The 19,209-nt window shown below is 47.4% G+C and carries 21 protein-coding genes and 1 pseudogene; 15 read left to right on the plus strand and 7 right to left on the minus strand.

Annotated features, from left to right (window positions below):
* Positions 1-413: 413 nt before the first annotated feature.
* On the plus strand, positions 414-1,640 hold the full coding sequence (locus tag RLO19_RS03380) for an RNA-guided endonuclease InsQ/TnpB family protein (RefSeq protein WP_446353842.1): 1,227 nt from the start codon (positions 414-416) through the stop codon (positions 1,638-1,640).
* A gap of 123 nt (positions 1,641-1,763) precedes the next feature.
* Positions 1,764-3,194, plus strand: coding sequence for a cation:proton antiporter (locus RLO19_RS03385; protein ID WP_446353844.1), 1,431 nt, complete (start codon positions 1,764-1,766; stop codon positions 3,192-3,194).
* 62 nt (positions 3,195-3,256) lie between these two features.
* On the opposite strand, the gene RLO19_RS03390 is transcribed toward RLO19_RS03385, so the two are convergent.
* Positions 3,257-3,397, minus strand: coding sequence for a hypothetical protein (locus RLO19_RS03390; protein WP_446353846.1), 141 nt, complete (start codon positions 3,395-3,397; stop codon positions 3,257-3,259).
* A 104-nt stretch (positions 3,398-3,501) separates the two neighbouring features.
* On the opposite strand from RLO19_RS03390, the gene RLO19_RS03395 reads away from it, so the two are divergent.
* The 7 genes from RLO19_RS03395 (at position 3,502) to RLO19_RS03425 (ending at position 7,602) form a co-directional block, all read left to right on the plus strand.
* Positions 3,502-3,864 (plus strand): cation:proton antiporter subunit C, encoded by a 363-nt coding sequence (locus tag RLO19_RS03395; RefSeq protein WP_446353848.1) that lies wholly within the window; start codon positions 3,502-3,504, stop codon positions 3,862-3,864.
* Positions 3,861-5,294 (plus strand): cation:proton antiporter, encoded by a 1,434-nt coding sequence (locus tag RLO19_RS03400; RefSeq protein ID WP_446353850.1) that lies wholly within the window; start codon positions 3,861-3,863, stop codon positions 5,292-5,294. Before RLO19_RS03395 ends, RLO19_RS03400 begins: the two co-directional genes overlap by 4 nt.
* Positions 5,295-5,397: 103 nt before the next feature.
* On the plus strand, positions 5,398-5,787 hold the full coding sequence (locus tag RLO19_RS03405; protein ID WP_446353852.1) for a Na+/H+ antiporter subunit E: 390 nt from the start codon (positions 5,398-5,400) through the stop codon (positions 5,785-5,787).
* Positions 5,784-6,065, plus strand: a complete 282-nt coding sequence (locus RLO19_RS03410; protein WP_446336770.1) for a hypothetical protein — start codon at positions 5,784-5,786, stop codon at positions 6,063-6,065. Before RLO19_RS03405 ends, RLO19_RS03410 begins: the two co-directional genes overlap by 4 nt.
* Entirely contained in the window at positions 6,049-6,339 is a 291-nt protein-coding gene (locus tag RLO19_RS03415) for a monovalent cation/H(+) antiporter subunit G (RefSeq protein WP_044204151.1), read from the plus strand. The genes RLO19_RS03410 and RLO19_RS03415 overlap by 17 nt, the downstream gene beginning before the upstream one ends.
* Positions 6,326-6,931: a DUF4040 domain-containing protein gene (locus tag RLO19_RS03420; protein WP_446353853.1), complete on the plus strand. Its 606-nt coding sequence runs from the start codon at positions 6,326-6,328 to the stop codon at positions 6,929-6,931. The genes RLO19_RS03415 and RLO19_RS03420 overlap by 14 nt, the downstream gene beginning before the upstream one ends.
* Positions 6,931-7,602, plus strand: coding sequence for a Na(+)/H(+) antiporter subunit B (locus tag RLO19_RS03425; RefSeq protein WP_446353855.1), 672 nt, complete (start codon positions 6,931-6,933; stop codon positions 7,600-7,602). The genes RLO19_RS03420 and RLO19_RS03425 overlap by 1 nt, the downstream gene beginning before the upstream one ends.
* 234 nt (positions 7,603-7,836) lie before the next feature.
* Here the strand turns inward: RLO19_RS03425 and RLO19_RS03430 are convergent, their stop codons facing one another.
* Together RLO19_RS03430 and arfB are read right to left on the minus strand one after the other, a co-directional pair.
* Complete coding sequence (locus RLO19_RS03430) at positions 7,837-9,249, minus strand: amidase (RefSeq protein ID WP_446353857.1); 1,413 nt, start codon at positions 9,247-9,249, stop codon at positions 7,837-7,839.
* A 78-nt stretch (positions 9,250-9,327) separates the two neighbouring features.
* The gene (gene arfB, locus RLO19_RS03435; RefSeq protein WP_446353859.1) at positions 9,328-9,744 is read right to left on the minus strand and encodes an alternative ribosome rescue aminoacyl-tRNA hydrolase ArfB; all 417 of its coding nucleotides are present in this window, start codon (positions 9,742-9,744) and stop codon (positions 9,328-9,330) included.
* Between the two features lie 110 nt (positions 9,745-9,854).
* On the opposite strand from arfB, the gene RLO19_RS03440 reads away from it, so the two are divergent.
* From RLO19_RS03440 to RLO19_RS03455, 4 genes are all read left to right on the plus strand, one after another.
* Positions 9,855-10,478, plus strand: a complete 624-nt coding sequence (locus RLO19_RS03440) for an SbmA/BacA-like family transporter (RefSeq protein ID WP_446353860.1) — start codon at positions 9,855-9,857, stop codon at positions 10,476-10,478.
* Positions 10,475-10,822: an ATP-binding cassette domain-containing protein gene (locus RLO19_RS03445; RefSeq protein WP_446353862.1), complete on the plus strand. Its 348-nt coding sequence runs from the start codon at positions 10,475-10,477 to the stop codon at positions 10,820-10,822. The genes RLO19_RS03440 and RLO19_RS03445 overlap by 4 nt, the downstream gene beginning before the upstream one ends.
* Before the next feature lie 173 nt (positions 10,823-10,995).
* Positions 10,996-11,262 carry a Precorrin-3B methylase gene (locus RLO19_RS03450; protein WP_446353864.1) on the plus strand — a complete coding sequence of 89 codons (267 nt, stop codon included), beginning with the start codon at positions 10,996-10,998 and terminating at the stop codon, positions 11,260-11,262.
* Positions 11,263-11,357: 95 nt separating this feature from the next.
* Positions 11,358-14,768, plus strand: a complete 3,411-nt coding sequence (locus RLO19_RS03455) for a type ISP restriction/modification enzyme (RefSeq protein WP_446353865.1) — start codon at positions 11,358-11,360, stop codon at positions 14,766-14,768.
* A 26-nt stretch (positions 14,769-14,794) separates the two neighbouring features.
* Here the strand turns inward: RLO19_RS03455 and RLO19_RS03460 are convergent, their stop codons facing one another.
* The 3 genes and pseudogenes from RLO19_RS03460 to RLO19_RS03470 form a co-directional block, all read right to left on the minus strand.
* Positions 14,795-15,019, minus strand: a complete 225-nt coding sequence (locus tag RLO19_RS03460; RefSeq protein WP_446353867.1) for a hypothetical protein — start codon at positions 15,017-15,019, stop codon at positions 14,795-14,797.
* Between the two features lie 890 nt (positions 15,020-15,909).
* A pseudogene (locus RLO19_RS03465) lies at positions 15,910-16,066 on the minus strand (ISNCY-like element ISAtsp9 family transposase); the annotation flags it as partial.
* A gap of 127 nt (positions 16,067-16,193) precedes the next feature.
* Positions 16,194-16,511: a P-II family nitrogen regulator gene (locus RLO19_RS03470; protein WP_446353869.1), complete on the minus strand. Its 318-nt coding sequence runs from the start codon at positions 16,509-16,511 to the stop codon at positions 16,194-16,196.
* A 258-nt stretch (positions 16,512-16,769) separates the two neighbouring features.
* On the opposite strand from RLO19_RS03470, the gene RLO19_RS03475 reads away from it, so the two are divergent.
* Positions 16,770-17,015 (plus strand): hypothetical protein, encoded by a 246-nt coding sequence (locus RLO19_RS03475; protein WP_446353871.1) that lies wholly within the window; start codon positions 16,770-16,772, stop codon positions 17,013-17,015.
* A 250-nt stretch (positions 17,016-17,265) separates the two neighbouring features.
* Here the strand turns inward: RLO19_RS03475 and RLO19_RS03480 are convergent, their stop codons facing one another.
* Positions 17,266-17,544, minus strand: coding sequence for a hypothetical protein (locus tag RLO19_RS03480; RefSeq protein WP_446353872.1), 279 nt, complete (start codon positions 17,542-17,544; stop codon positions 17,266-17,268).
* Between the two features lie 228 nt (positions 17,545-17,772).
* Here RLO19_RS03480 and RLO19_RS03485 point away from each other — a divergent pair, with 228 nt between their 5' ends.
* Complete coding sequence (locus tag RLO19_RS03485) at positions 17,773-18,906, plus strand: sodium-dependent bicarbonate transport family permease (protein WP_446353874.1); 1,134 nt, start codon at positions 17,773-17,775, stop codon at positions 18,904-18,906.
* Positions 18,907-19,209 lie beyond the last annotated feature (303 nt).

Here is a 19,209-nt window from a genome sequence, read left to right on the forward strand (position 1 = left end):
ATACTCATTAGCTTCCTTTAGGAGTTTAATCAGTCTTTCTTTCTGCTCTTGAGACAGATGATTTTTAGCTGGCATATCCTGGCGACCGCGCTCTTTACCTTGTCTTTATATTATACAATTAAGCTGCGTAGCAGCTTATCATGTCGCTCCCAAGCTCAAACCAACCCATTGGTGTGGTATGAGTCTATGGTTGGCATTGACACTTTTCAATAGTGTCAGTCTTTTTTAGCACTATTAAAACGTGCTATATATGTTTTAGCACCTTTTTACAAGACAGCATAGCCGTGTTAGCTTGTTCCGCAAGAAGCCTCGCGCTGTACTCGTTGGCGAAGCCTTCTCCGAAGGAGTAGAGTCAGCGTCGAGATGAATTGCGGGGTCAACGTAGGATAGGTCGATAAACAGGAGGAAAACAAATGAGAACTGCGTACCAGTACCGATTGCGCCCAACAAAACAGCAGGCTGTCAAAATAGATAGATGGTTGTCTATGCTTTGTAGTCAGTACAATTACTTGTTGGGTGATAGGTTTAATTGGTGGGAGCAAAACCGCTCTCCAGTCAATGCTTGTCCTCTTGTTTGTCGCCTGCCAGAGTTGCGGGACAATCCTGAGTATTACTCTCAAAAGAAAACATTACCTAAGCTCAAGAAAACACATCCTTGGTACGGCGAGATATATTCTCAAGTTCTTCAGGATGTAGTCAAGCGAGTCAAGGTAACGTTTGACCGCTTTCTTAAAGGTGACTGTAATGGCAAACGTAGCGGTAAGCCAAGGTTCAAGTCTCGGAGTCGCTACCGTACCTTCACCTATCCCCAAATGAAGGATGGATGTTTGCAGGGGAGCTTGATAAACTTGCCGATGTTTGGCAAAGTCAAAGTTTTCCTGCATCGTCCTATTCCTGATGGCTTCAAAATCAAAACAGCATCTGTTACAAAGAAAGCGGATGGCTATTACTTGACGTTATCCCTGGAAGACAAAACTGTTCCTGAAATCAAGCCAGATTTCAACCCGGATAAAATCGCTGGGGTTGATATGGGTTTAAAGGAGTTTTTGACAACTTCCGATGGCGAAACCGTTACCATTCCACAACATTATCGTAAAGCTCAAAAACGCCTACGAGTTATCCAGAAACGGGTATCACGCAGGAAAAAAGGAAGTAACGGCAGACTTAAAGCCATTAAACAACTAGGAAAACAACATAAAACAGTTGCAGACAAGCGCAAGGATTTTCACTTCAAAACAGCGAAATGGCTGTTATCAAAATATGACGTAATCGCTCACGAAGACCTGAACGTCAAAGGACTTGCTCGTACAAAGTTGGCTAAGTCTGTGTTGGATGCTGGGTGGTCAAGCTTTCTGTCGATACTGACACACATTGCCGAAAATGCTGGTTTGTTGGTTGTACCAGTAAGCGCTCACAATACCTCACAAGATTGCTCCAATTGCGGTGAGAAAGTACCCAAAAAGCTGCATATTCGTTGGCATGACTGTCCTCACTGTGGGTGCAGCCTTGACCGCGATCATAATGCAGCCATAAATATAAAAAACAGGGCGGCTGGGCAGACCGTCCTTAAAGCCAAACGCCTCCTAAGCAATAGCCGGATTGGTTTGGAAGCCTACACCGTACTCAAAGAGTCGGTGTAGGAGCTGTCACAAACATGCCTATTCGCCACCATACTGTGCGGATTTTTCGGAATCATCTTCAAAAAGACGCTAGCACGGCATCATCAGACCTTAGAACAGCGAGATTAAGAAGCACAATACCCCATGAGTACATTGACGATTGCCTGGATAGCACTACCGCTATTTGTGGGGTTCAGCATTTATCTGTTCCCCAAAGTTGACCGCTATCTCGCACTGGGCGTCGCCCTGGTTTCGGCTGGATATGCGTTGCAGTTATTTGTAGCTAAATCGCCCTTAACCCTACAGTTACTGGATAGTTTCGGCGTCACCTTAATCGCTGACAAATTGAGCGGCTACTTTATATTGACCAATGCCCTGGTAACAACCGCCGTTATACTTTATTGTTGGCACACCAATAAGACAGCTTTCTTTTTTACACAGACGATTATTTTACATGGCAGTGTCAATGCCACCTTTGTCTGTGCCGATTTAATCAGCTTATACGTGTCGTTAGAAGTCATTAGTATTGCGGCATTTCTATTAATCGCCTATTCCCGAACAAATCGTTCCATTTGGGTGGCGTTACGCTATATGTTTGTCGGCAACGTGGCAATGCTGTTTTATCTAGTGGGTGCGGTTTTAGTTTATCAGGCAAATTATTCCTTTGCTTATGAGGGGTTGAGTAATGCACCCATCGAGGCAATTGCCTTGATTGTTCTGGGACTGCTGGGTAAGGGGGGTATCTTTGTATCGGGATTATGGCTACCATTGACCCACTCGGAATCCGAGACACCGGTGTCTGCGTTGTTATCGGGGGTTGTGGTGAAAACAGGCGTGTTTCCCCTGGTGCGCTTTGCTTTGATGGTGGAGGAGATCGATCCCATTGTCAGACTTTTCGGTTTGGGAACTGCACTGCTGGGAGTCGGGTATGCCGTCTTTGAAAAAGATACCAAGCGCACGCTAGCATGTAGCACGATTTCCCAAGTAGGCTGGATACTCGCAGCACCCGAAGTCGGCGGTTTTTATGCCCTAGCCCATGGATTGGCGAAATCAACGCTGTTTTTGATCGCGGGTAACTTACCCAGCCGAAACTTTAAAGAACTTAAAGAGCAGCCGATGAATACCGGACTCTGGATTGCCCTCGTCATGGCTAGCCTCTCGATTTCGGGCTTTCCCTTGTTCGTCGGCTTTGGCGCGAAGGTACTAACGTTGAAGAACGTCCTACCTTCGCAATGGATTATCATGAACCTTGGGGCGGTGGGAACAGCAATTGTCTATGCCAAATTCATCCTTCTGCCCCATGGGAAAGGGAAGCCTGTTCGAGCCAGTTTCTGGATTCCAGTGCTACTACTGCTCGGTGCGCTGATTGGCACAAGCGGGATGTATTTAGAAGGATACACCCTGATAAATATCACCAAAAATCTGGCAATCATCGCCGTTGGATGGTTGGCATACTTTTTAATTTTTCAACGAGTGGTACTCAAACTCCCCCGTGTGCTTGAGCAATTGGAGCATCTGATCGGATTCATGGGGGTGATGAGTCTAGCGTTGATTCTTTTATTCAAGATGATATAGCAAGACTAAGGCAGGTTAAAACGAATACCACGCTCCTCATATTCTGGTGGGCAATGCCCACCCTACCGTATATCAAAGGTTTCGGCGATGCCACAATGCCAATTCTCAGTGCCGTTAAGGTTACTCGCTTCTGGCTTCCTTGAGTATGACGAATGACGAAAATCATCATTTCCCCTGCTCAAACCAATCCGTTGCTGTGGCATGAGTCTATGGTTGGCATTGACACTTTTCAATAGTGTCAGCCTTGGTTAGCACTATTAAAACGTGCTATATATGTTTTAGCACCTTTTTCCAGGACAGCATACCCGTGTTAGAAGCCTGCATATTTGCCACCATCCTGTGCGGATTTTTCGGCATCATCCTGAAAAAAAACCTAGTGATGAAGATCATCTCCATGGATGTGATGAGTACGGGGGTTATTGCCTATTACGTGCTGATCGCATCACGCAAAGGTGAAGCCTTGTTCACACCGATTATTTCCGTCGAAAATGGGATTATTGCCAACATCGAAAATGGCGCTTACTCTGATCCAGTTCCCCAAGGGGTGATTTTAACCGCGATTGTGATCGGCTTTTCGATTCAAGCCCTGATGCTAGTCGGTGTGATGAAGCTAGCACGGGATCATCCGACTTTAGAAAGCAGCGAGATTGAAAAGCACAATACCCCATGAGTACATTGACGATTGTCTGGATAGCACTACCGCTATTTGTGGGGTTCAGCATTTATCTGTTCCCTAAACTTGACCGCTATCTCGCATTGGGCGTCGCCCTGGTTTCGGCTGGCTATGCATCGCAGCTATTTTTGGCTCAGTCAACCTTAACCTTGCAGTTACTGGATAGTTTCGGCGTCACCTTAATCGCTGACGAATTGAGCGGTTTTTTTATATTCACCAATGCCCTAGTCACAACCGCCGTTATCATCTATTGTTGGCACACCAATAAGACGGCGTTCTTTTTTACACAGATGATTATTTTACACGGCTGTGTTAATGCCGCCTTTGTCTGTGCCGATTTCGTCAGCTTATATGTGGCATTAGAGGTGATTAGTATTGCCGCATTTCTATTAATCGCCTATCCCCGAACCAATCGTTCGATTTGGGTAGCATTGCGTTATCTGTTGCTCAGCAATGTGGCAATGCTGTTTTATATGATAGGTGCGGGGTTGGTGTATCAGGCGAATTATTCTTTTGCTTATGAGGGTTTGAGCAATGCACCCATCGAGGCGGTTGTTCTGATCGTTTTGGGACTGCTGAGTAAAGGGGGTATTTTTGTATCGGGATTGTGGTTACCCTTGACCCACTCGGAATCTGAGACACCGGTGTCAGCGTTGCTATCGGGGGTTGTAGTAAAAGCCGGGGTGTTTCCCCTGATGCGCTTTGCTTTGATGGTGCCAGAGATTGATCCCATTGTCAGAATCTTCGGCGTAGGCACAGCTGTGCTAGGAGTCGGTTATGCCGTCTTTGAAAAAGATACCAAGCGAATGTTGGCATTTCACACGATTTCGCAGTTAGGCTTTGTCCTAGCAGCACCCGAAGTCGGTGGTTTTTATGGGCTAACCCACGGGTTAGTTAAATCAGCGCTGTTCTTAATAGCGGGAACCTTACCTAGCCGTAACCTCAAAGAACTGCACCATCAGCCGATGAATACCTCGATTTGGATTGCCCTAGTCATTGCTAGTTTCTCTATCTCCGGCTTTCCCTTATTATCGGGTTTTGGGGCGAAGGTTTTGACGATGGAAAATCTTTTGCCCTGGCAAGTGATTGGCATGAATATTGCGGCTTTGGGAACAGCAATATCCTTTGCCAAATTCATTTTTCTGCCTCACAAACCACAAGGAGAGGGAAATGTCAAGCCCGGTTTCTGGTTAGCCATGATCATATTAATCGGGGGTTTAATTTTAGCAAATGTTGTGTATTACGAGGCGTATACGGTTAAGAATATCGTGAAACCCCTAGTCACTATCGCACTTGGATGGTTGGCATATTTTTTGATTTTCAAACGACTTGCCATCAAACTCCCTCGTATGCTTGAGCAATTCGATCATCTGATTGGGATGATGAGTTTAATGTTGCTGTTGCTGTTTGGGATGGTATTCGCTTGAATTGTCTTGGCGCTATAAGTAGAAAAATGTATGTTATCAATTCTATTCTAGCTATTGTCCCCACAGTGACAAAGGACAAATAACAAAGGACAAATGACGAAAAATGATTGGACATCTGAATTTGATATTGCGATTAACCATCTGGTTTTTGCTCACCGCTAGTCTGAGTGTACCAAATATCATCATTGGCATCGCCATTGCCCTTCTCTTGCCGGGACGCCCCAAAACTCCGGAATCCTTAAAGGATTGGTTTCGGGTGCTGGGTGAGGTACTTGTGGCGATTCCCCAGGCTTATTTTGAGGCATTTGAAATTATGCTCCGTCCTCATAAGTACGAAGATGTAATTATGGAACGAGTCAAACCCCAGCGTACACCTGGACTCATTTTTCTCGATATATTTTTAATTACGTTTACACCCAAAACCATTGTTTTGAAATATCACGAGGAAGGCTCGTATGAAGTCCACAGAATTAGCCGGAGGAAACGAACATGAATTGGATTTTAATTAGCATGATTTTGGCGTTACTTATCCCCATGTATGAGGCATGGCAGGATGATGATATTTGGCAAAAAATGTTGGCATTTGCCAGTATTGCCACCAAAACCTCAATCATGATTCTGGTTGTTTCTGTCTTGCGGGATGATTGGATGATCGGAGTTGTCGGGGTGATCATCCTGAGTGTGGGGAATGCCGGATTAATGTTGTTGGCACATATCCTTAAACGAATCAATGATTCAGCGAAAGAGTCCTACTATGATCAACGTGCTTAGTTATATCTGTATCGGGTTAGGAATTGTCTTCTGGTTTTGGGGAACATTTCCGTTGATTGGTCACCGATCTGTACTCTTTAAACTGCATACTCTTTCGGTGGCAGATACTCTCGGTTCAATGAGTATTATCGTCGGATTGTTGCTAAAAATACCCAGTGAATGGCCCCTACTGATTCTTGCCATTATTTCGTTGGCGATTTGGAATACAGTGCTGGGGTATGTGTTGGCATATTGTTCGAGTAGCGGGGAGGAATTGGACTATGAATCAGAGTGATCTCTATGTGATTATCGCGCTGCTACCTTTGGCTGCCTGTATGTTAGTTTTTCAGGTGAATCCCTACCATGCTTTGGTGATTCGGGGCATTTTGGGAGCGGTGGCGGCATTGGTTTATGCGGTTTTGGGGGCGGCGGATGTGGCGTTGACCGAAGCCTTGGTGGGTACTATGCTGGCGATTACGCTGTATGCGGTGGCGGTGCGTTCATCCTTAACCCTGCGTCTGGGTGTACTTGAAGAGAGTGGCGCTAAAGCGCCGACTACGAACGATGATAGCAATCATTTTGGGCAACTGATGGATGATTTACGCACCATTTTTCGCAAACATTACATGCGTATTGAGTTAGTCCCTTACACAGATCAGCAGGCTTTGCATCGGGCGCTGATGGATAAAGAAATTCATGCCACCTGTACGCGATCGCACTTATCAGAACTGGAGCCTCAAGACCCGAAAGCACCTGAGTCTGAGACGCCATTCTATCACACCGAGACTCGGGTTCAACGTCTCTATGACATCATACGAACCGAACTGTCGTCACCCGCGACACATTTAACCTATATCAATACACCAGATTTAGGGGAGGAACATTAATGAAATGGGTTTACATTGCAGCGGGGATAGCGCTGTACGTCATATTCCTAATCACGCCCAATATGTCCAATTCGGCACCGGATTTATCGGATAAATCTATCGTCAATTTAATTGCACAAGACAGTGGAGTGTCCAATGTGGTTTCGGGTATCATTTTCCGGAATCGGCTGTATGACACAATTTTTGAAGTGGTTGTATTTACGATCGCGATTATGGGTGTCCAGTTTCTGCTGGCAGATGAAAAGCCATTCTGCACGATTTATCAGTTTACCGATCAACCCTCGGTAATTCTGGCGCGTTTGGGAGCAACCATTTCTGCCTTAGTTGGTATCGAATTAGCGATTCGGGGACATCTTAGCCCTGGTGGCGGGTTTGCGGCTGGGGTAGCTGGGGGAACCGCGATTGGTTTGGTGGCGATTACTTCATCAACAGAGTGGATGCAGGGAATCTATAAACGCTGGCACGCCTCTAGATGGGAGAAAGTTTCGGTTCTGGTTTTCATTGTCCTAGCGGTGATCACTCTGGCTGGAGTCGAGTTACCCCATGGAAACTTAGGCGCACTGCTCAGCGGCGGGATTATTCCCCTGCTCAACATTCTAGTCGCCGTAAAAGTCGCCTTGGGTTCGTGGGCGGCTATTTTAGTTTTTGTTCATTATCGGGGGTTGTTGTGATCTCAAGTCCGGTAGCATCGGTTGTGTATATTGACCCATTATTTCCGGTCAATTCCTATAATAGTAGGGTGTTGGGAAGTTTAGCCAGGAAATAAATTTCTTATCTTTAAGCTAAAGTAAGAATCGAGCTTACTACATTAAAGGCTTTCAACCTGTTAAAACTGGTTTAAGCTTTGAGCGAGTATTTTAGTTCAGGACTTTAGTTCAGGGCTTAATCAGCTTTTTAGTAGCTTACTAAAGCGCCAAGGTTGGACGATGCTGGCTCCAAGGTTTTGCGGCTTCTATTTGGGCGGCTAAACTAATAATAGTTGTTTCATCGCCAGGACGACCAACTAACTGTACCCCCAAAGGTAAACCATCGGGTGTGAAGCCTGCGGGAACAGCAATCACAGGTTGTCCAGTTACATTAAACGGGGGACAGGGGGCAATCCATTTAATGATATGCTCCAACTCCTTAGCCGCTCTTTTTTTTGCCCATTCTCCGACTCGAATCGTTGGATGCATCAAAACAGGCAACACCAACACATCAATGGGGTTTAGATCAGCAATAAGTTTTCGGGCGATCTCATGGAGTTTCATCATCGCTTGCGGATAAGCCCCACTGGGGCGAGAGCGCGATCGCGACAGTAATAAACGATTTAATTTTCCCAGAAAAATCCGGGGTACTCCCACATCAACTGTGGCTTGCCAGACGATTTTGAGCGGATCAATTATCTCGGAAAAATCCAAATCAATTGACTCAATCGAATGTCCCAGTGTTTCTAGCAATTGCACTATCTCCATAACCGCCTGGGTACAAACCGGATCAGCCTCTCCCATCGGCTTCAGGGTTGTGGCAAACCCAATGCGTAAACGCTGAGGCGGTTGCTGGGTTGCCTCGAGAAAGGAAATCGGCGGAGTTGGCAACCAGTAAGGATCGCCGGAAACATAGCCAGACATGACATCCAGCAAAGCAGCCGCGTCAGCCACCGTGCGAGCGATGACTCCCTCTACACCCAAGCCACCGACTTTTTCCCCTAAAGGTGCTGATGAGACACGTCCCCGTGATGGTTTAATCCCGACTAAGCCACAGCAGGCTGATGGAATCCGCACCGAGCCTCCTGCATCTCCTCCATGAGCGATCGGGCAAAGCCCTGCGGCTACGGCTGCTGCTGAGCCGCCACTGGAACCACCGGAGGAGTAGGTTAAATTCCACGGATTACGGGTGGGCGGAAATCCTTTTGATTCCGGGTAGGGAGACGTGCCAATTTCTGAGGTTGACGTTTTGCCCAGAATCGTGAAACCGGCTTGGCGAATCTTAGTCACTACACCAGCATCTTCTGTGGCGATGCGCTTTTTCAATAAGTGAATACCGTAGGTGCAGGGGACTCCAGCTACGGGAGATAAGTCTTTAATCGCAACGGGAACGCCAAAGAATGCGGGGAGGGAAGAGGGTTCTGTACTTGGGGCGGCTAATTGTTCCGTTTTGGCTGTCGCCTCTGCTATGGCTTCCTCTGCCATCACAGTAAAAAAGCTATTTAGGGAACTGTCAAGTTGTTGAATACGATCTAGGTAAAGCTGGGTGAGTTCTAGGGGAGAAATTACCTTATCGCGAATCAGCCGAGCCTGCTCCAATGCTGGGGTAAATGCTAGATCAATCGAATCCATGATTATAGATTTTATTTAATTATGGGAAGATTGTGGCACAGATCATGAGTCGAGCAGAGTCGTTAAGGAGCAAGGATTTCATTCATCTGTTACCTTTGCTCGCATTGCTTTAATCTGCGATCGCCTACTTTTGCTATCTAGACGTTTGCATTGAGAACTTCGAGTGGGCTGGCTGGGTTTCCGGCGTTTGGGAAGCGCGATCGCACTCTTAATCAACTCTTGCAGTCGCAGCCGCGCCTCTTCCCGATTCTGCTGTTGGCTGCGGTGTTCGTGGGCTTTGATGATAATCACCCCGTCTTTGGTAATGCGCTGATCGGAACGTTTCAACAGCCGCTCTTTGTAGCGATCGGGCAGCGAGGAAGCCTGGATGTCAAAGCGCAGGTGAATGGCACTCGCCACTTTATTGACATTTTGTCCCCCTGCCCCTTGAGAGCGTACCGCACTCATCTCAATCTCATCCTCTGGAATACTCACAGTATTAGAAATTTGTAGCATAATTTAACAATCGCCTAGAAATGAGTTACATCAGTATTTGAGCAGATTTTACCCAGGTTTGCCTTTAGTGATTGTCTTCCAGCAGACCGAGTTGTCACCCAAACAAGCCGATGGATCGATTGAATTTCAAGGTACTCCAGCAATTTTGGACGATCGCCAAATCCTACTGGTTAGGGGATGAGAAATGGCTTGCCAGAGGGTTACTCCTGAGTGTGGTGCTGTTTCTGCTAGCCTATACGGGATTGAGTGTCCTACTCAACAACAAGCGAGGGGTATTAATCTCAGCCCTTTCCGCCCAGGATAAATCCCGCTTCTGGCAAACGGTGATTATTTTCATCGGCGTGCTGGTGATTTATGCACCTCTATTGGCGGGTTATACCTATCTACGCGATCGCCTCAGCCTGCAATGGCGTAAATGGCTCACCCATCGATTCGTGGATAACTATTTTCGCGATCGCGCCTATTACAATTTGCATATCGGTAAAACCGAGATTGATAACCCAGATCAGCGGATTGCTGAGGATGTCAGGAGTTTTACCCAAGAGTCTCTCACCTTTTTGCTGGTGCTGGTGGAGTCGGTGCTGTCGGTGATTGCGTTCAGTAGTGTACTCTGGGGCATTTCTAAACCCCTGGTGTTTTTTCTGGTGCTGTATGCTCTAATCGGAACCCTGGTGACGACGTTTGTATATTGCTCTATCCTAACACCCACCTTGAGGTTGATGAGCAACAGTTGAAACAAGTTTTAGAGCAGGTGAATTTAGCGGGTTTAGATGAACGGTTTGGCGGGTTTGATGCCGAACAGGATTGGGCTGATGTCCTCTCTTTGGGCGAACAACAACGGTTAACCTTTGCCCGGTTGCTACTGAACAAACCTCAGTATGCTATTCTGGACCAAGCAACCAGTGCCTTGGATCTGGGGAATGAGGAACGGTTATATAAACATTTGCAGGCGAAAGGGACGACTTTTTTGAGTGTGGGGCATCGCTCGACGTTGGCAAATTACCATCAGTCTTTGCTGGAACTTTCTCAGGATAAAACCTGGCAGTTCAAAGAACCGCTGGCTGGGGTTAAAGACTAATCGGAGTACCAGCAAGGGACTCAAGTCCCTTGCTAATAGCTTAAGTCCTCTAAAGAGGACTGCAATCCTCTCCGCCAGTCCGTTTCAACGGACTTTGGCTATGAGACAGGGGTTTGAACCTTTGGCGGGATAACAACGGGTTAGGATTTAGGGTAGTGGGTTCTTATGGAAGTATGGCAAAGCAGAAAAATCCCCTCACGGGAGAAGCACTGATAAAAGAAGTCTGTCGGCGGATTCGGGTTGCCCGTAGCTACTGGGATGCTCATAATAGCGCTGCCTGTCGGGGAGAGCGAGAACGCGCTTTAGCCCTTTACAACACGCTGACTAAAGAACAAAAAGAGCAGATTCCCCAGGTATTGCGGGTGTGGCTACGCTACCGTAGTGAAAAGTATTTTGGCGCACATCGAACGCCGCCTAACTCGAAACGCAAGTCGGAATAGAATGATGCCGACATTTATGTCAAGAAGATATTTCATTCCAGGGGTTCGCGTTCAGGTTTTGCCTAAACTTAATGGTTGTCTTCAAGAAAATGGTTATGAGTGCTTTTGAAACTTACATCCGAGATTTGCAGGAAATTCGAGCGACGGGAGCAGCCGTTAAAGAGACATCCTATTATGGGGCGTTAGAGAAACTGTTGAACGAGTTAGGCAAAACGCTGAAGCCGAAAGTACGCTGTGTAATGCAATTGAAGAATATCGGCGGGGCGGGAATGCCTGATGGCGGTTTGTTTACTGCCAGTCAGTTTCAAAGGAAATCGCCTGACGCGCCCACGAATCCCACCAATCCAGAGCGAGGTGTGATTGAGATTAAGGGTACTGGGGATGATGCTTGGGTAGTTGCAGAAACGAAGCAGGTTTCTAAATATTGGGATAAGTATCGTCAGGTATTGGTCACAAACTATCGAGATTTCGTGCTGATTGGGCAAGATGCCAATGGACAACCCTGCACTCTGGAAACCTATCGTTTAGCCAAGAATGAGGCGGAGTTTTGGGAAAAGGCGAAGAATCCCAAGCAATTCGCTAGGGAGCAGGAGGAACAATTCACAGAATATCTGAAGCGGGTGATGCTCCAGTCTGCCAGTATTGCCACGCCCAAGGATCTTGCCTGGTTTCTGGCTTCTTACGCCAAGGATGCCAAGGCACGGATTGAGAAAACCGATATACCTGCATTAGAAACGCTGCGTAAGGCGTTAGAAGAAGCATTAGGAATTACGTTTACGGGGGATAAAAAAGATTCCAAGAAGGGAGAGCGATTCTTCAAGTCCACTCTGATTCAAACGCTGTTTTATGGCATTTTTTCCGCGTGGGTGTTGTGGCACAAGCAGCAGGAAAAGGGGCGGTTTGACTGGCGCGTAGCAGGTTATTATCTGCACGTTCCAATGATTAAAGCGTTGTTTGAGAAGGTAGCAACCCCAACCCATGTTCGCAGACTGGATTTAGAGGAAGTGTTGAACTGGACAGGGGAAGCGTTGAATCGAGTTGATCGTACCTCTTTCTTTTCTAAATTTGACGAGGGGCAGGCAGTTCAGTATTTCTATGAGCCATTTTTGGAGGAGTTTGATCCAAAGTTACGCAAAGAATTTGGAGTCTGGTACACACCGCCTGAGATAGTGCAATACATGGTGGCGCGGGTAGATACGGTGCTGCGGGAAGAGTTGCAGGTTGAAGACGGATTAGCTGACTCAAATGTGTATATTCTTGACCCCTGTTGTGGGACGGGTGCTTATTTGGTGGAAGTGTTGCAGCGGATTAATGCCAATTTGCAAGACAAGGGCATGGGGGCGCTGGTGGGTTCGCAACTGAAAGCGGCAGCCATGAATCGGGTGTTTGGCTTTGAGATTTTGACAGCCCCGTTTGTGGTAGCACATCTACAGTTGGGTTTGCTGTTACAAAATTTGGGTGTGCCGTTGAGTGATGAACAGGAACGGGTAGGCGTGTATTTGACAAATGCGCTCACGGGTTGGGAACCACCGAAAGAACCGAAACAATTGCTGTTATTCCCGGAGTTGGAAGAAGAACGGGATGCAGCAGAAAAGGTGAAGCGAGATAAACAAATTTTGGTAATCTTGGGAAATCCTCCCTATGACGGTTTCGCGGGAGTTGCGATTGGTGAAGAAAGAGATTTATCAAATGCTTATCGCACGACTAAGAAAGCACCGAAACCAAAAGGTCAAGGATTAAACGAACTTTATGTTCGCTTCTTTCGTATGGCAGAACGACGCATTGTAGAGAATACGGGAAAAGGGGTTGTTTGCTTCATATCAAATTATTCCTATCTGGATGGGCTTTCGTTTACGGGAATGCGAGAGCGATATCTAGAAGTATTTGATGATATCTGGATTGATTGCTTAAACGGTGACAAGTTTGCAACTGGAAAAATAACACCGGAAGGCGAACCCGATCCCAGTATTTTTTCAACAGAATGGAACAAAGAAGGTATTCAAGTTGGCACCGCTATAGCTCTACTTCTCCGTAAAGAAAATCATCAACCGAGCGATACAGTTAAATTCCGCAATCTTTGGGGTGTAACCAAACGGCAACAACTTCTAGAGTCTCAAGAACAGGATGATAAAATATACCAAGAGGTGAAGCCTGCGATCGCACTCGGTTTACCCCTCAAACCAAGAAACTTTAGCACTGGTTATCCCGATTATCCAATTCTACCAGAAATATTTCCAACATTCTTCCCTGGCGTGCAAACAAAGCGTGATGAACTCGTAGTAGATATTAATCGAGCTGATTTACAAGTCAGAATAAAGCAATATTTTGATCCATCTATCAGTAATGAGGAAATGAAAATAATTTGTCCTCGTTCGATGGAGACAACAAATAGATTTGATGCAAACAAATCGCGTGAGTATCTTTTGCGTCGTGGCTTTCTACCTGAATATATTGTTCGTTTTTGCCATCGCCCTTTCGATATCCGCTGGATTTATTGGGAACCAGAAACTAGATTACTGGGTGAAAAAGTGTCAGCTTACTTTTCTCATGTAGTTGAGGGAAATGCTTGGATCATTTCTCAGCAGAAGCCAAGGCGGAACTGGTCAAAACCACAATTTATTCGTAATCTAGGTTGTTTAGATTTAATGGATCGTGGTGCAAGTTGTATTCCACTATTTCTTAAGCAAGATGAGAATAAGCTTGATCTTTATTTAAACGATGAGCGCAAACTACAAAATGGCTTAAATCTCAATCTCTCTGACAAAGCAGTTGAATATTTGAAGACCATTAGAACGATTGAAGATGCAGAACATCTTTTCTATCACGTTATTGCAATTCTTCACGCCCCCAATTATGCAACCGAAAATGATGGCGCATTAAGGCAAGACTGGGCGCGAATTCCCTTGCCCGACAACTGTGACACCCTAATCGCCTCTGCAAACCTTGGTCGTCAAATTGCCGCACTCCTCGATCCAGAGACTCCCGTTGGAGGTGTCACTTCTGGCAAACTTCTTCCTGAACTAAAAGCGATCGCTGTTGTTTCCCGTGTTGGCACTGGCAACCTTAACCCAAATACCGACTTTGCCCTTACCGCAGGTTGGGGATATGCCGGACAAAAGGGTGTCACCATGCCCGGAAAAGGGAAAGCGATTGATCGCCCCTACACACCAGAAGAACAAACTGCGATAGCACAAGTCATTGAGCAACTTGGTACAGCCACCTATGACATTTACCTCAACGACATCGCCTACTGGAAAAACATTCCCGATCGCGTGTGGGATTACACGCTTGGCGGGTATCAAGTCATCAAAAAATGGTTGAGTTACCGAGAGGAGAAATTGTTAGGGCGATCGCTTAAACCAGAAGAAGTTATTGAAGTGACCCAAATAGCAAGACGCATTGCTGCAATTTTGTTACTAGAACCTGAATTAGATTCAAATTATGAAGCAGTGAAACAATCAACTTACCAATGGTCAAATCAAGGAGAAATATCCTTGGAGCCTTGACCAGACATTTGTATCAAGAAGATATTTCATTCCAGGGGTTCGCGTTCAGGTTGTTCGTTTTGAGGATGTCTAATAAATGAGTCATCCTGGATGCATCCGTAAAACTGTGAAAGAGGTGCTGCTTCAACCCCTTTTGGTAGTGTCGTTTGATAGACAATGACAACCTCAATATTCGTATTTCTCATGTCAGGTAAATAAACCTTCAAAAGACCATCGCTACCGATATGAGATTTTAGAGTGATGCTCTGCATCGTTCTCCCTCCGTACCTATAAACTGATTCTCTCTCCCAATTCTGGCAAAATTCCCTGCAACTGGACTATAGCCACTTCCAGTTTTGCCGTACTTTAATACTTTCCATCCTAGTTGGCTCCGTGCGGACAACCTAAAACCCTAATACACCGGAAAACATTTGGAGTCTTTAGGGTTAGGATTTTTGCAAGTGAGTAGTGAGGAGGTGGAAAGGAATTTGCCAGAGGTTTTGAGTCGAATTCGCGGGGAGTTTGGACACCCTCATCCCCCTTTGAAAGGGCTATCCCTTATACGCATCTTTCTTGACAATCCTGAAAGCCTTGTTTCACAAGGCTTTCAAGTTCGAGTCATTCCACTATACTTGACAAATCACCAAAAACCATTATTGATAAAAATCAAGTTTTATTGAGAATTGGCTATGTAGGAATGGGGGTTGGAGAGGGCGAGAGCGATCGCTCTCGCTAATGTTAAGAAAGATATGGGTAATGCATAGTTTAAAGGGGGGGAGGGAGAAAGGGAACCGGACAGCGCATTAATTTCTTCCTTTCCTATCAAGGGAGAAGGGGAACCGGACAGCGCATCAATTTCTTTCTCTCCTATCAAGAGAAAAGAGAACTAAAAACAAGCTTTATTCCCTCTATTATTCACTGAGAAGACATAACCTAAAGTCACTTTTATGCTCCCCTTTCCCGTGCAACAAAAGCGAAGTATCCTCTGCCCTCCCCCGTGGAACAAAGGCGAAGCATCCCCTGGCTTCCCCCTTTTTAAGGGGACGGAAGGGGGATCTCAAGGAGGACGGAAGCGGGCTCTCAAGGGGGACGGAAGCGGGATCTATAAAGGGGGAAAGAGGGGGGTGGGAGAGGGGCAGAGGGAGAGGGGGAAAATGCCACAACCCGCCACCATGCGTTGATAGGCCAGAAAGGACGGGGTTCGGGTGAAGAACACGCGCTTACGCACTCAAAGCGGTATCCTCCATCCCATAGCGGGTATTTTTGCCCGTGCGTTTGTCCGGTAGTGACGACAAACGCTGGCGAAACGAACCGACGATGGTGTCGAACAAACCCCGTTCTTGCAACCGCTCTAGCTCTGCTGGCTCTCTCAGATGTCATGACAATACCGAGATTCCCAGTGCTTGAACAGCTTCTTGCCAAAATGAGAATTGCTGGGATTTTGAGTCAGAACGTGTGCGCGTGCAGTACCTCCATCACGTCACAGATATAGGCGATGCCCGAATAATCGTCGAAAAACTGCGCTGCGACCTCATCCGAAATCTTCACAGCCATATCCCGATTGGGGGTGAGTACCTCGAACTTTACATTCGAGAAGGCGTCGGAAACGGTGGGTTGTCCCGACGAGCGCACGCCGCGACTGCCTTTACCGCCAGCGGCCACCACCGTATAACCGGTAGCCCCGGCTTCGTCGATGATCTTGGCGACCTTTTTCAGTAGCACCTTTTCCGTGACGATGACGAGCTTGCTGGCTTTCTGGGTCATGTAGGTTACCTCTTGATGCTTTCTGTTACGACAATTCAAGGCAAGACTCTATGGTTTTGCTTTGAACAATATCTTTAAGATTATGCCAAAGATCGGCGAATCCACTACCCTCTGTTGAGAAAGATTGACTCAGATTAGCGGAAGCATTTTATAAAAAACACTTATCCTTTTGGCGCTATGACCACCATTCAACATCAGATTGCAGGGGGCAAGTGCCCGCCACCTCCACACACATTCGATCAGCATGGAGCGTACATAATGAACAAGTTTGACTCAACTAAACTGCGGACCAAATTTGACAACACCAGCGAAGGCTGGCTCGTGCAAGTCTATGGGCGCGATCGCCGCCTGCTGTGCGTGCTAGAGTCGTCTCACGCCTGGACTTTTTTGTTGGGCTGTGGGTTCGGTCTCCTACTGGCGGTGGGGTGGTTTAACCTCGCCAGTTACAGTCCGTCTACGACTTATGAGCCGGCAACAACTCCCCCCGAAATGTGGATTGATTAGCTCAGCCATTGCTAGAAGAGTGGTGCCCACGCAACTCTTTTTTTCTGAGAATAAAAGGAAAACTTATGATTTGAATTGGACATTTCCATGTAGAGCGATCGCAAATTTGTGCGGATTTTAAGATAAACTTAAGCACATGAAGATTTGGGTCTTATATAGATCTTGATCTTTAGGAGATGCTGCGGGACAGGTATTCGCGTAACACCTGTGCTGCAGGGGTGTAGCTGTGCACCCCCACTTTCTTCGACTTTTAACCAATTTCACTTATCACAATCACCACTCCCCCAGTCAGGGGAGATGGATGGAGGTATTCATGGCAAATTTCTCTCGCATGTCTCGTCGGAACTTTCTGTACACTGCCGGCGCTTCCGCAGCCGGCTCTATTGTAATTCCAAGTAGCAACCAACAGCAACAACCATTTTCCGTTGCTGAAGCGCGATGAATGACCGCTCCCCATCTGAGTGAGTACCCGAAAACGCTTTCCCAGATGCATCGCTCGGATTTTACGAACCAATTGCTGGTAAACCATGGCAGCAACAAGCCATTGCCAATGAATCACTACTGATTAGCGCGATCATTTGCGCTCGCCGGAGCGAAACCTTATCTTCTAGCACACGACGCACCGGGATGCAGATACATTCTTAGTGGCGGGTTGACTCGCTGCTAACCCGGATGCGTGAAACCAGCTACCCAGGATTCGAGGCCACGCTTGCCTGCCGTCCTGACCCCTAAAATCTAACTAAAGAGGAATTACAACGTGGATTTCTTGTCCGATTTCTTGACGAAATTTGGGGCGCAGTTGCAGTCCCCGACACTCGCCTTTCTGATTGGTGGTATAGTCATTGCCGCCCTCGGTAGCAAACTGGAAATTCCAGATGCGATCTATAAGTTCATCGTCTTCATGCTGCTCATAAAAGTCGGCTTGAGCGGCGGCATTGCGATCCGCAATTCCAATATAACGGAGATGCTGTTGCCCGCGCTGTTCGCCGTGGTAACGGGGATGCTTATCGTGTTCATCGGGCGCTACACGTTGGCCAAGCTGCCGGGCATCAGAACCGTGGATGCCGTTGCGACCGCGGGCTTGTTCGGTGCCGTGAGTGGCTCTACCCTCGCCGCCGGCATAACGGTACTGGAAGCGCAAGGCATGGAATACGAGCCCTGGGCCGGCGCACTCTATCCATTCATGGACATCCCAGCGCTCGTGACTGCGATCGTCGTAGCCAGCATTTATACCAACAAGCAAAAGTCTCTCAGCAAGGAGGAGTATCTCAGCAAGCAGTCGGTTGCCGCAGGCGGGTCCAGCGAGCAGGAGTATCCCACCACCAGGCAGGAGTATCGCAGCCAGCAGCGCATTACCGCAGGCGGGTATCCCCGCAAGCAGCGCGAGCGGGTCAAAATATGGCCCATCGTGAAGGAAAGCCTCGAGGGCTCTGCCCTATCGGCACTGCTACTCGGCCTCGCTCTAGGCATCCTAACCCAGCCGGAAAGTGTCTTTGAAAGCTTCTACGAGCTCCTCTTCCGCGGTCTGCTTTCGATACTGATGCTGGTAATGGGTATGGAGGCCTGGTCAAGGATTGGCGAGCTGCGCAAGGTGGCTCAGTGGTACGCCGTATATGCCTTGGTGGCGCCGCTGCTGCATGGGCTCATAGCCTTCGGTCTCGGCATGATTGCCCACTACGCCACGGGATTCAGCCCTGGCGGCGTCGTGATCCTGGCCGTCATCGCCTCCTCCAGTTCAGACATCTCAGGGCCGCCCACCTTACGAGCCGGTATCCCGACAGCCAATCCCTCCGCCTACATCGGCGCGTCCACAGCCGTCGGCACGCCGGTTGCGATTGCCTTGGGAATACCGCTCTACATCGGTCTCGCCCAGGCACTGATGGGCGGCTGATTCCAGACGGGTCGCGGTCTGCCGGGGCTCCCCAGGTCCTGCGACCAACGCGGCGGCTATGTCAAGGTCTGCGTCGTCTCCATTGAACAGACCCCAACTAATTACGTCATAAGCGATGGTGAAAGCCCTCGTGATTTATCCGAGGGATGAAACCGAGCAAGTCGTAAAGACAGCGGGATTTATCCCGCAATAACATTCTTAAGTGATATAATATAACCATAAGTAGAGATACAGTTAGGTCTTGACCTAGCCTAGGTCAGTAGGGCGTTTTTGACTGCGCCATCCAGGGTTTTTCTCTGGAAC

The organism is Coleofasciculus sp. G2-EDA-02, assembly GCF_040226375.1.
GTDB lineage: Bacteria > Cyanobacteriota > Cyanobacteriia > Cyanobacteriales > Coleofasciculaceae > Coleofasciculus.